This window comes from Bacillus sp. RC51, from assembly GCF_044908115.1.
In the GTDB taxonomy this organism is placed as follows: Bacteria; Bacillota; Bacilli; order Bacillales; family Bacillaceae_G; genus Bacillus_A; species Bacillus_A mycoides.
Genome location: NZ_JBIYCW010000014.1, coordinates 72495 through 85832, shown reverse-complemented (window position 1 = coordinate 85832; position 13338 = coordinate 72495). Strand labels below are relative to the sequence as shown.

General features: G+C 32.8%; 8 protein-coding genes and 1 pseudogene. 2 read left to right on the top strand and 7 right to left on the bottom strand.

Annotation, left to right across the window (positions count from 1 at the left end):
• Positions 1 to 381 precede the first annotated feature (381 nt).
• Both ABH959_RS23285 and ABH959_RS23280 read right to left on the bottom strand, forming a co-directional pair.
• Positions 382 to 1818: an MBL fold metallo-hydrolase gene (locus ABH959_RS23285; protein ID WP_016101976.1), complete on the bottom strand. Its 1437-nt coding sequence runs from the start codon at positions 1816 to 1818 to the stop codon at positions 382 to 384.
• 66 nt (positions 1819 to 1884) lie between these two features.
• Positions 1885 to 3084 (bottom strand): NAD(P)/FAD-dependent oxidoreductase, encoded by a 1200-nt coding sequence (locus ABH959_RS23280; RefSeq protein ID WP_113936481.1) that lies wholly within the window; start codon positions 3082 to 3084, stop codon positions 1885 to 1887.
• A 511-nt stretch (positions 3085 to 3595) separates the two neighbouring features.
• On the opposite strand from ABH959_RS23280, the gene ABH959_RS23275 reads away from it, so the two are divergent.
• A complete protein-coding gene (locus ABH959_RS23275; protein WP_087944691.1) occupies positions 3596 to 3862 on the top strand; it encodes a DUF5065 family protein in 267 nt (88 codons plus the stop codon).
• Positions 3863 to 4543: 681 nt separating this feature from the next.
• On the opposite strand, the gene ABH959_RS23270 is transcribed toward ABH959_RS23275, so the two are convergent.
• The 4 genes from ABH959_RS23270 to hblC form a co-directional block, all read right to left on the bottom strand.
• Positions 4544 to 7153: a putative mucin/carbohydrate-binding domain-containing protein gene (locus tag ABH959_RS23270; RefSeq protein WP_113936482.1), complete on the bottom strand. Its 2610-nt coding sequence runs from the start codon at positions 7151 to 7153 to the stop codon at positions 4544 to 4546.
• A 511-nt stretch (positions 7154 to 7664) separates the two neighbouring features.
• The gene (hblA, locus tag ABH959_RS23265; RefSeq protein ID WP_113936483.1) at positions 7665 to 8798 is read right to left on the bottom strand and encodes a hemolysin BL binding component B; all 1134 of its coding nucleotides are present in this window, start codon (positions 8796 to 8798) and stop codon (positions 7665 to 7667) included.
• A gap of 31 nt (positions 8799 to 8829) precedes the next feature.
• On the bottom strand, positions 8830 to 10056 hold the full coding sequence (hblD, locus tag ABH959_RS23260; protein WP_002136363.1) for a hemolysin BL lytic component L1: 1227 nt from the start codon (positions 10054 to 10056) through the stop codon (positions 8830 to 8832).
• A gap of 65 nt (positions 10057 to 10121) precedes the next feature.
• A complete protein-coding gene (gene hblC, locus ABH959_RS23255; RefSeq protein WP_404493225.1) occupies positions 10122 to 11441 on the bottom strand; it encodes a hemolysin BL lytic component L2 in 1320 nt (439 codons plus the stop codon).
• Positions 11442 to 12044: 603 nt separating this feature from the next.
• On the opposite strand from hblC, the pseudogene ABH959_RS23250 reads away from it, so the two are divergent.
• Positions 12045 to 12134, top strand: a pseudogene (locus ABH959_RS23250) (undecaprenyl-diphosphatase); the annotation flags it as partial.
• 7 nt (positions 12135 to 12141) lie between these two features.
• Here the strand turns inward: ABH959_RS23250 and bla are convergent.
• On the bottom strand, positions 12142 to 13068 hold the full coding sequence (gene bla / locus ABH959_RS23245; RefSeq protein ID WP_395922005.1) for a class A beta-lactamase Bla1: 927 nt from the start codon (positions 13066 to 13068) through the stop codon (positions 12142 to 12144).
• Between the last annotated feature and the right edge of the window lie 270 nt (positions 13069 to 13338).

Genomic DNA, 13338 nt, shown 5'->3' with positions numbered 1-13338 from the left:
CTTCCTCAATAATTATGATATAAAAGACGCTAATTCAAAGAAAAATCTTTCGGTTAAATGCTAACCAATAGATTTTTCTTTTTTCTCTAACCAGTTCTTTTAAAAGGGCAACAATTTAACTACGGTAATCAAGTACAAGTTTCTAATTTAAGGGGTTTCGGCTTTTTGAGTTCGTTCGAATATCTTAGTTTTAGTTTTATGTACTTTGATAGAATAGATACACATCAGCATATTGTGCTTAATTTTATCGTTTAATGCGGCTTTAATAAATCATTTTTAGTTTATATATCCCATACTGATAGCAATTGAATTTTATTATTTATCCCCTTAGATTATTTCAAATGATTCTATTTTCTTTCCATTTGACTCTTTTGATATATTTCAAATTTCTTGATTACATGTTGTATAGGGGAGCCCTTCTTTTTTCCACGTAAGAAATCCTCCCTTTAAATTAACTACTTTCTTTATATCAGCTTTTTGTAAAATGCTAGCTGCTATAGCGGAACGTAACCCCGTTCGACATTGTAAAACTATTGGACAATTTTTCGGTACATCATCTAGCCGTTCAAGTAGATTGCCTAAAGTGATATGTATTGCATCATGAAGATGTCCTTCATCCCACTCTTTTTTACTACGCACATCGATAACCTTTACACTTCCATCTTTTATTAACGGATATAATTCATTTGATGTTTTTTCCTTATAAATCTCTAAACTATGGAATCTTTGAATTACCTTTGAAGGTGCAAAAGCAATAATATTATCTAAGCCAATGGACTCAAAGTCTCTAATAACTTCCTCCACTTTAACATTTTCCGCATCCAAAATTATTAAAGTTTCTTTTTTATAATCTAATATCCCCCCACACCAAGTTGTGAAAGAATTGTTATAAGGTATGTTAATTGACTTCTCGATGTGGCCAGCAGCAAAACACTCTACATCCCTTATATCAACTATTTGCTGAACACCCCTCATCACTTCTTGAAGTTCTTCTATTATATAAATAGCAGTAATCTCTCTCTTCTTACGAGTTGGTGGACCATACTTATTTAAATGCTTCATTAATGGAAAATACTTTGGAGGCTCTGGCTGTCCCGTCAATAAATTCGATATAAAATTATCTTCATCATTACATTGAAACGCCCAATTAAACATCTTTTCATAACCTAATGTGGAAGTTGGAATTGCTCCTAATGCTTTTCCACATGCACTTCCTGCACCATGTGATGGCCATATTTGCAAATAATCGGGGAGTATTTTTATTTTTTGTATAGAATCAAATAATTGTTTCGCTCCTATTTTTGCGGTATCTTTAATACCAACAGCAATTTCTAATAAATCGGGTCTACCTATATCTCCTACAAATATAAAATCACCTGTGAATATTCCTATCGGTTTATCATTCATATAATTATTTTGACTTGTATCGGTTACTAAAAAGGAAATACTTTCAGGCGTATGCCCTGGGGTATGAATGACATTGAATTTTATATGACCAACCTTAAACTCTGTTCCCTCTCTAACCAAATTGTATCGGCCCTCATTAAGATTTTGATATTTCCAATCACTATCTCCTTCATCTGATACATATAAATTTGCATTAAAAAGAAGGGAAAGTTCTCTAGACCCAGATAGAAAATCTGCATGAATATGAGTCTCAGCCGCAGCAATTACTTCCATTCCCTCTTTCTTAGCAAATTCTATATATTGTTCTATATAGCGGCTGGGATCAATAACAATTGCTACGCCTTCCTTCTGACAACCAACTAAATAGGAAGCATGAGCTAATTTTTCATCATAAAAATATTTTAAAAGCATAGCTATTCCCTCCAAATGCTTATTTCAAATTACTTCTCGGTTGTTACAACAACTCTCTATCTTTCCTTATAGAATCCCTTTCAACATTAAATTCCAATACATATAGGGCAACATATACCTTTTAAGTAAAAACATACTATACCGTTCTTTCGCTTGATTAAACGGAAACGTTTCTTGAGGCTCATGCTCATAGTTAAATTCAGCGAGTATAAGACTTTTATATCCTGTAACAATCGGACAGGATGTATACCCATCATAATTAGCCTGCAAGTCTCTTCCATTAAGTACGTCCAAAATATTTTGTTTTAAGACAGGTATTTGTTTTCGAATTGCCGCTCCAGTTTTAGATGTAGGTAAATTGGTACAATCTCCAAGTCCAAAAATATTCTTATATTTTACATGCTGCAAAGTATAAGGACTTATATCTACCCACCCCTGATGATCACTTATCTCACTTTCTTTAATAAAGTTAGGTGGCCCCATTGGTGGAACAACATGTATCATACTATATGGTACTGTTTCTCGTTTCAGTGTTTGCGTATCTTCAAAAATTGCTTCTCTCTTTTCAGCGATAATTTCTACTAAGTTTTTATTATAGTTCGTTATAATTTGCTTTCTTTCTATTACTTGTTCTAATGTTTCAGCATAACGCGGTACCTGAAATATGTTAGCGTTCGCAGAATAAAACATTACTTCACTTCTGTTTTTCAAACCGCCATTACAAAAATACTCTTCTGCTAAATACATAATTTTTTGTGGGGCGCCACCACATTTAATAGGAGTATTGGGGTGGGTAAAAATCGCATTTCCTCCTTTGAATTTTTCAATTTCTCTCCAAGTAGAATCAACATATTTATAAGAATAATTGCTACAAATCCCATTAGTCCCAATAGACTCCTTTAAGCCTTTAATACCACCCCAATTTATTTGTATACCGGCTGCTACAATAAGAATCTCATATTCAAGTAGCATTCCATCATCTAAAAGTATCTTATTTTGATCTGGAAACAACTTAACAACACTTTTAGGAATCCACGTTGCTCCTTTTGGAATAAGTGATTCTTGATCACGCATCGTACATTCCTTTGAAACAATTCCTCCCCCAACTAAACTCCATAGTGGTTGGAAGTAATGTTTTTTAGATGAATCGATAATAGCTATACTTTCTTTCAATAGGGATACATTTCGTAACAAATGTGCAGTAGAAGATAGTCCTGCAGTCCCAGCACCAATCACAATAATTTTATAATTATCTCTGGTCTTCATTATCCTCTTCCTATCTGAATTTAATTTTTAAGTTAACTAATTATTAGCCTTATTTCATCGTAGTAACAATATTATAAGATTAAAATACTATTATTTTATCTTATTAAAACGAATATTCCGTTAACTTTATCCGTCGACATTACTATATGCGTAAATCCCTTATGTTACTTCTTTAATTTGTTTCAAACTCTACAAACTTTACATTTCTCAATATTAGCCTGTATCCTATCTCACTTTAATGACATTACACTTCTATAGATAATGAAATGCAAGTTTCTTTGGTATGGTTTGTCCATCCTCCTTTTCAGGAGATAGACAAAAACAATCTTATTCCAATAGCTATATTACCTATTCTTTTTTGAATCTTTGTTATAAATATCTATACATGCATTTGAGAACGTCTTTGTTGTTTTTCCAGTCCCTCAATAATGTGAGAATTGCTATTACCATATTTCCCGTAGCCTTTGATTTATAGGGAGCTGAAAATAGTACATACCAACCCGACTGGAATATTGAACACCTCATAACAGGAGATACTTTCTACTTAACTCAACGTTTTGGTAGAGCGCATTTTGGTGCCAAAATGAAGATTTTCAAGGTTCACCCTGACGGTACTTTACAACGCTTTATTACAATTGAACCAGAATTTATTACTACGCCTAAAGGGTTAGAAATTTGGAGAACACCAATTACAAATGTATATACTAAAGGGACATATATTGCAGTAATTAAGTATAACGGAGAATTTACCTACTCAAATCATTTTCAAATTAATTAACTCTTTCCTACTCAGTAGCTAGAATTGATTAATTAGGTAGCTATGAAGAATTAAGATCTTAACCAGCTTCAATTGGATTTTAACTTTTTTAATATAAACACATTTTACTTTTAATAGAAATAAGTTAACTATTATATCCACCTACTCTTCGTATGCAATATTGCATACGAAGGGCCTTAAATATTTTGGTATACTATGCATGTGGATTTTTCATCCAAAATTCCACTCAAACGCATATTTATGTATATGCCGACCCTAATTGCTAAAAGTGAGAAGAATGTTATTCATTCTTCTCACTTTTTTTATTTAAAATGTGTGCTTGAACTTAGGTCTTTAGATATTTTACATTTTGAATCTTAATACTAATCCACGTATGTGAATTTCCTTATAAAAATAAACTCCAAAATAGAATTAATCTTCCAAATTCCACCTATGGAGTCAGTTGTTTTCTAAAAAACATTCCAGCGTTTTTATCAATTGATTTTAGAATAGTTAAATAACAATACCATATACAAGCTCTGCATAAATTATTCATTTTCTTTTATATAATACCTACCTTTTTACTTCTGATAAATCATTAAACATTGGATTATATTTCACTTTTATATAAATAAAAGCCAAATAGCCGTTCATAATGAACGACTATTTGGCATCTTACTAATAATTTGAAGTTTATTCATATTAATCTATTTTGCTTAATCCCGTAGAAGTAACTTGATAGGTTCTTTTCTTACCTATATATTCCTGTTTACTATTCTCAAGGTTAATAAGTGTAGCCCGTGTCTTTTCCTTTACTGCTTCCCCTTCTATATGGGTAAACTCGATATAATCTCCCACTTTGACTGGCACAGTTTGTCTTTCAGCAGTTTGCTGTCTATTTCCCACTATTTCCTTATTGTACACAACACTACCGGATGAATTCTGTACTTTGATACTTGCATACGTATTATTAAAATAAGAATGTGGTACGCCTGCTTCTAAATTTACCTGCATTTTCTCTGTAGCCCTATTATAATCTACTTTTGCGATTTCTCTATCACTATATCCTTTTAAAGACCAACCAAATTGATTTCCGTCTAAAACCGTTGCTTCTGGCATCTTTTCTACTTTCTTCAGACCTTCTTTTGTAACTTCGTACATTGCTTTTTTTCCAAAGCTCTCTTGTTTACTGTTGTCTACATTTGTGAAAGTAGCTCTATGCACACCTTCTAGATGTGTTAACTCAATATAATCGCCTACTTTGACTGGAACTTTTTGCGATTCAGCATTTTGTTGTTTGTTTCCATAGATGTCTTTATTGTATACTACTTTTCCTGATGCATTTTGTACTTTAATACTCGCATATGTTTCATTAAAATAATGATGCGGTACACCTGCTTTTAAGTCCACTTGCATTTCTTCTGCCGACTTATTGAAATTGATTTTAGCAAACTCGAAATCACTAATTCCTTTTAGTGACCAGCCAAATTGATTTCCATCTAAAATTGTTGCTTCTGGCATTTTTTCTACTTTCTTCAAGCCTTCTTTTGTGACTTCATACATTGCTTTTTTTCCAAAGCTTTCTTGTTTACTGTTGTCTACATTTGTGAAAGTAGCTCTATGCACACCTTCTAGATGTGTTAACTCAATATAATCGCCTACTTTGACTGGAACTTTTTGCGATTCAGCATTTTGTTGCTTGTTTCCATAAATGTCTTTATTGTATACTACTTTTCCTGATGCATTTTGTACTTTAATACTCGCATACGTTTCATTAAAATAATGATGTGGTATGCCTGCTTTTAAGTCAATTTGCATTTTTTCTGTCGACTTATTGAAATTGATTTTAGCAAATTCGAAATCACTAATCCCTTTTAGTGACCATGCAAATTGGCTTCCTTCTAAAATATTATTTTCATTAGGCACATCTGGTTTAATTGGATTAGAATCCGTACCCTTCCAAATCTCTGCTGTTAAAATTGGATATCCTAATGCAGCCACTTTTTGAATGGTATCGTTATTTGGACGTAATCCCCACTTCTCAAAGAAAGGTATCAAATTTTGTTTGGCTATTTTTGATGCCGAAATCATAAATAATTGTTTTTTATTTTCATCAGTTTGTGGAAGTTCACTTGAAGACATGTCTCTATACAATTGATGCAATTTAGGATAGAAGTCCTCTCCATATGCTAACTGTAGTTGCCAAAGCATAACAAGCTTAACAAAAACATCACTAACTTCGTCATAATTTTTATTAGGTTGTTCTAAGTATTGAAATGCCTTAGTATAAGCACCCTCCTGTTGCAATCTAAAAGATTGATTAGATGTAAATACTTTTTCTACAGAAAGGCTGTAAATATTATTTTGTACTTCTGTCATATTATAAAACTTCCAAGGTGATTGCTGTCTCAAATGCCCTGCCTCATGCCAAGGACCCCAGCCATCTTTTATAAATTTATTAATATCTAACACGTATTGGATTGCATCTCCTACATATGCGGTTCGATAAGAAGTTGCATACATATAATAATCGGGAGAATGATTTTCTTCTACGTAATGAATATAATGTTTATCTACTTGTTCCTCGGATAAACCAGCTACTTTGTCTTGAATTCGAGTAGCTTCATCCATCTTTTTTAAGAGTTGTACAGGATCTGTATTAGAACCTAACAAATATTTCTTAACACGTGCAGGGCTGGCCGTAATTAATACACGTTCTCCTTTTAACTCCACTGCATGTGCATTGGGATATTGGTCCAGCATGTTTATTAAATCTTGTTTCGTATGCTTTCCTAGTTCAAAAAAAGGAGTAGTCGTTCCACCTGTTGTGACTGTTGTTCGAATGGTACCACCTTGTTGTTTATTATAAAAATAAATCATCCCCCCATTTGGAGATTGGATTGTGTTTATACCAGGTTTTAATGTAAATGATTTTATTTTAGAATCTTCTCTCCAAGAAGCATCATACGAATACGTTCCAATGTATGCTTGAATATTTTGATTTCCTTCTACATTAATCGTTATTTGTTCATTTGGCTTTGCATATAAACCAGTGGGTTCATATGGACTAAATGCCATACTTTTTCTTTCCTGTTGTTTTAGTACCTCAACATCCCCTTTTCCTGGGACTGTATATGTTCTATTTTCTAATTTAACTGACTTTTCTTCTTGCAGTGATGTTGATAATTTTTTTTGCTGCTGCATTTCCTCTGCAAAGACATCCGGTGAAGAAATCATTCCAGTCGCAAGCATAGTTACTGTAGCAGTAGCTGCAAGTATTTTTCTAGTTTTATATTTTGAATTATTCCCCATATTATCTCCCTCATTTTTCCTTAGTGCATGTAAGGATTATTATTTTATTTATTATGTTTTTACACCGAAAATCATTTACGCTATTTATGTTGTATCTAATACTCTATTTTTTCTCATAATAATCTCCTTTTCTTTATTTCTAATTGTTTATAAATGTTATTTGATGACACATAAAATAACAACTTTGCGATAAACTCATCAATAACAACCTATTATGTTTTGATTTAGTATTGTTAACTTCCATCTAATTGTATAAAAGTATTCAATTAGGAAAATAAGAATATAAAGCTCACTAATCATAGATTATGTTTTGCGGAAAAATTCATAAAAATCATTCACCTTAAAAATTCAAACTTGTATAACTACTTTCTACATATAGGATGGAATTATAAAAATATTTCAATAAAATAAAAGACAGAGGCCTGATTATACCTCCGTCTTTTCAATTTATAAAGAACAAAAAATCATTTTATAGCTGTATAAATGCCCTTGCAACAAATACCGTATTCCGCTATTTTTTTGAAGAAACAGGATCCATTTTTAATGTTTTTATCCCTTCTTTTAATGTAAACGCATCCGCGCTCAATGTTTTCCAACTATCTTTCGCTGCATTCAAATTAGGTTTTAGGAATTTGAATTTATTTTGATCCGCTTTTTGGGACGCTTTGTCAATATGACTAAGTACTCCTGAATATTGAGAATCTAAATCATGCCATTGTGCAGACATATAAGTAAGAGCATTAATAGCCGACCCAATTGCATTGTGCATTTCATTAATGTTATTATACGCAACACCGACTACACGATTTAATGTTACTTTATAATCTATAGTCTGACGTAATTGTGCTAACAACGGCTCTAACGTACCTAAATTATTTCTTGCTACCCCTATCATTACACCACCAGCAATCCACGTAGGAATTGAGGGAATTGATACAGTTATTATTCCATCTGATTCTACTTGTTTAAAATGTCTTACTTGCTCTAAAACTTCATTTAGGCGCTTTTCATCTTCATCAATTCCAGATGCTTGGTTTTTCAGAATCGAATGCAAAATATCTTTATGACCTGCAAATGCTCGGACATCTTCTCCAATACTATCTCTTAACTTAGCTAATTCTTGTATTAAATTCTGTGTATACGCTTGGTTTTGTTGAATCTCTTCTTGTAAATCTGTAATTCCTTCTTTTAATGTATCTCCATCTCCTTCATCAATGGCTTCTACTAGTGTATCGTAATAATTGTCAAACTTGGTATCATACTCCACAATACCCGTCAACGTATCTAAAAGTTGTCTTTTTATGTGCGTATCCCATTTAGTAGCATGCTCTCTTGCATTCTTTTGATCTTGTAGAATTTGACTAGGTAGATTTGTATATCCTTTAATGTCAATTCCTTCAAAGTTAACATCTGGGTTTTTAATTAACAAATAAGAGTAATCATTCATGGATTTTGCAAATACCCCAGCATCTTGCAAAGCTTTTTTCATCTTTTCGCTGTTTACAGAAAGAGATATATCTTCGGTACTAGTTTGTTCCATTTTACTTTCACTTGCGAAGGCTGCCACTGGAGAAACTACAGTAGTTGTTGTCAGAGTTAAAAACGTCGATACAGCAAGTAGTTTATAAGGAAAGTTTTTATTCATTTTAATTCCTCCTATACATATATATTGATTTTTAATTTGTTTTTTCTTGTTTAAAAGCAATGTCTTTTGAAATGAATTCTGCATCCTTATGAATATCATTCCAACTTTGTTTAGCAGCTTTTAAATCATCAGGTATTAAAGAAAGTTTATGTTCTTGCATTTGGTCGATATTATCATATAAATCTTTATAATTCGCTCCCATCGTATTCCATTGTTGCTGAATATTCGTTAGAGACATGATTGCTTGATCCACTGTCTGATACAAATATGTCAATGTGTCTTTTGTATTAGTAAGTGAAATAACTGCTTGGTTAGCAAGATCGGCTTTCATACTTAATTCTCCAATTTTATTAGAAATTTCGTTATAGGAGTTCATATGATTAGATGCCGCAACACCAGCTGCTGTTCCTAAACCGATACCAGCTGCCCCTAGAGCTGTTAGACCACCAACAACAGCTGGTGTCGCTGTGCCACCGGTCACAACAATTACTACCGCTCCTGCAATCGTTCCAATAACTAAAATAGCTGCTCCTAATCCACCACCAATTGACCAGGCTAATACATTATCAAAATGTGCTTTCTGCGTAGAACGTAAATTCTCAATTTCGGCCTGAAGTTGTGGGACTAGTGCTTGTTTTCCCGCTAATATAGCAGTTAATCCCCCTTGTCCATCTGGACCTCCAACATTATTTTTAAAATCTACAGTATTTGTATACAACTTTGTTTTGAAAGCTTCTAACATCTTAATAACTTCCGTAACTTCATTTGAATTTGTATGAATTGTACCGATTAAATCCCCTATTCCTTCTTTGAGGCCCGCCTTATCTTTCTTTTTTACAGTATCTACTAGTGTGTCGTAATAATTTTGAAATTGTTCATCATAATTTACAATATTACGTGCTGTCTTTTGAATGTTTGGCTTCGCTGTATCTAGCCAGTAATTTGCATTGATTCGTGACAGTTCCTGATTCAGGTGAATGTTTTTGATTAATTCTCCCCCTCCTGAACCTAAATCAATGTTGGATAAATTTACATTCGGTTGCTTAATCATTGTTTTTGCGTACAAATCCATTACAAGAATATGAGAGCCTGTTTCAGCCAACACTTTCTTTAATCCTTCAGGTCCTAACGTATAATTTTCTATTTTCTGTTCTTGTGCTGTCTGTTCTTGTGCAAGTGCGTGAATAGTACTACCATTCGTAGCAGTTATAACCGTTGCTAAAGCGGCCAAAGTTATGACCTTAAATGGAAATTTCATTTTTTGATTCTCCTCCTTATTTTCAGTTGCGTTATAATTTTTTCATTAAACCTTATTTCTTAATATTAAAATTTATTAACTTGTTCTTCGAGCTGATTTGTTACATTTTTTAGTCGTCTTAATGTATCTTTTTGAGACTGAGTGTTATTAGTATCAACTTCAGTCAATAATTTTGTAATACTATTATTTATTAGATTCAAATCCTCTTTATAACGTTTCATTAGCTCAATTTCTCCATCTACTTGATTAGCAAATGTATGCAAATCATTTTGCATGAAAAGAATCATTGATTTTTGTAAATCTGCTACTGTTAATTTAGTTGTTAAGTCATATAATTTTTGATTTTGTTTCTCTAGATCATCTAAATGCGCTCGTTGCTCTGCTGTTAGTTTATTAATTTCGGCAAAGGTACTATATGTTTTTTTAATTTTTTCAGGATCAATTACTTTCATAAGATCATACTCTTTCGTTTTTGTAACTGCAGCTGCAGCAATTTCACCTTTTTTACTTTTCTCTATCGCTTCACGTACTTCTTTTTTGGCAGCTTCAATTTCTATAGCTGATTTTCCTTTTTCTGTTGCTTCTTGCTCTGCTTTCTTCTCTGCTTCTACAATAGCATTGTTTATTTCTTTTCCTTTGCTATACGCTACTACCGCTGTTTGAGCAGCCGGTTCAATGATATCTTTTGATAGGCTATAAATTTCTTGGAATACCTTTAGCCCTTGTTCATTTAAAGCTCCTGGTAATAATGCTATTTGCTCTAAATCATTTTGAATTGATTTTTTTGTATTTAGCATTTCATTTTTTAACTTGTCTATTTTTCCTGTTCCCTCTGAACTAAGTACACTCTGTGCTTTTACCACATCTGTATCAAGATTTTTCAGTTTCTTATCTACCTGTAGTTTAAGATCTGTTAACTCATTAATCTGACGTTGCACGTTTTCTTGGTTTGTTATAGTCATATCTTGAAGAACTTCCAGTCTATTTATAAACCCTTCTTTATCTTCCTTATTATCTACAAATCCTTTTAATGTTGGATAATAGCTATTAAATTTGGTTGCAAATCCTTTACTTTTTGAATTTAGTAGAATTAATTTTGGATATAGTTCTGATGACCACTCTTTCATATCTTGTTTAATTAGAAATTGAGTTGTATTTAAAGATGGAACTTCTTCAAGTTGCACATTCGGACTTGCTAAAGCTCCATCGATAAAGGTTTGTGTTAACTTGGAGTGTGCACCTATTTTTCGTAATGCTGAGGAAATATCTACATTATCTTGTTTTGTTTCTGCCTGAACGATTGGCGTTGCGAGAGTATTGATAGGAATAGTCGCTCCAGTAACGATTGATGTTATTAAAAATCCTGTCATAATTTCATTCTTCATTCCGTACACCTCTTCACTATTGTTTTTTACAGTTTTAATCGTAAATGTTGTACAACCTAACGTTAGGATTTCTTCACATATACTTGAGGATAGAGATTTTTTCAAAAAAGTAATTACATCTCGTTTTTTATTTATTTTTGATAGAATATAAGGACCTTACTTCCCCCTCATTTTAAACACTATGTTTTTCATAAGTAAACCAGAAAATCGCTTTGATTAAATTTGATTTTTCAGATATTTATTATTCAAATTATAAAATATTATATTTAAAAAAGTTAAATCCAAATTTCATTTCATAAAGTGAAATAATTATACTATGATAATTAATCATAAAAATCCTTTTATTCCCCAAATCCTATATGAATCCCTCACCCAAAAATGATTTTAATATAATTTAATAGTGATTGACGCATATGTGTCTTTTATATGGATATGTAAAATTACATATCCATATAGGAGTAACTAGCATACATACGCCAAAATATTATTATCGTATATATAATAATCATGTTACTACGAACACCACAGGAGAAAACTCCCCTCATGCACTTTAGAGGATAAATTATCCATGAAATAATAATTTTTGCTTATATACTTACTATTATTATAGGAATACAAAAAAGCGATTCTTTTCACAGTAAAAAGAATCGCCTTCTAGGTTCCTATTTTCAATTACATTACATAAAGAATTGAGAAATTATCATTTAAGAGCCTTAACTATCACTTCAGTTGCCTCTGCAATTAGTTGATTATCATAGGCAGCCTCTTTTTCATCTTTACTAGATAAAATTGCGATGATAATGGGTGCTCTATTTGGCGGCCAAACGATAGCAATATCATTGCGTGTCCCATAACTTCCAGCTCCTGATTTATCTCCAACTACCCAGTCAGTTGGTACGCCTGCACGAATAAGTTTGTCTCCTGTAGCATTTCCTTTCATCCACTCTGTAAGAATTTTACGTTTATCAGCTGGAAGTGCATTTCCGACCGTAAAAGCTTTAAGATTCGTAGCAATGGCTTTCGCTGTACTAGTGTCACGGATGTCTCCTGGAGTAGCTTCGTTCAACTCTGGCTCAAAGCGATCAGCCATAGTAACCCGATCGCCCATCTGTCTAAGTGCTTTTTCATATCCTTTAGGTCCGCCTATTTTATTAAATAAAATGTTCCCGGCGGTATTATCACTGGAACGAACAGCCGCCTCTGCAATTTCCCCAAGTTTCATGCCTGTATCTACATGTTTCTCTGTAATGGGTGAATATTCCACCAAGTCGTCTTTCGTATAAGTGATAACTTCATTTAATTTCTCAGTTGAGTTTTGCTGTAGCAATACTCCTGCCGCTAATGCCTTGTAGGTTGATGCAAAAGAAAATCTTTCGTTAGGTCGATAAGCGATTGTTCGATTTGTACCAGTATCAATAGCATACACACCTAATCGAGCATCAAATTTTTTCTCAAGTTGAAAGAATTCTTTATACGTCGCATGATTTTTATGTTTAACTGGTCCGGTCTTTTCTTTCGCTTCAACTTGCAATGCCCCTCCTGTAAAAGCTTCTAGACTTGTAAGACTTAAACCTAATATACCAACGCATATACCTATTTTTAGCATCCTCTTGTTTTTCAAAATCATCATTCCTTTCAAATTTTCAATACTGAAAACAAGTAGTAAATTCAATACACTGTATCCTATTTGAACACCTGTTTTTATACGTACACATAATAGACCATCTAAAAAACAAGTTTGTTCCATAAAGTGAAACTTTAATCAGCCCTCACCAATCGGGCTTTTACGGGCAGTTGATCTCCCGCCTAACTTCTTTGCTCCAGCTGAATTTTGAGGTGGGAGTTTTACTACCCGGCAAATAGCGGGATAAATTTAAAACCTTTTTAACTAGTAGCC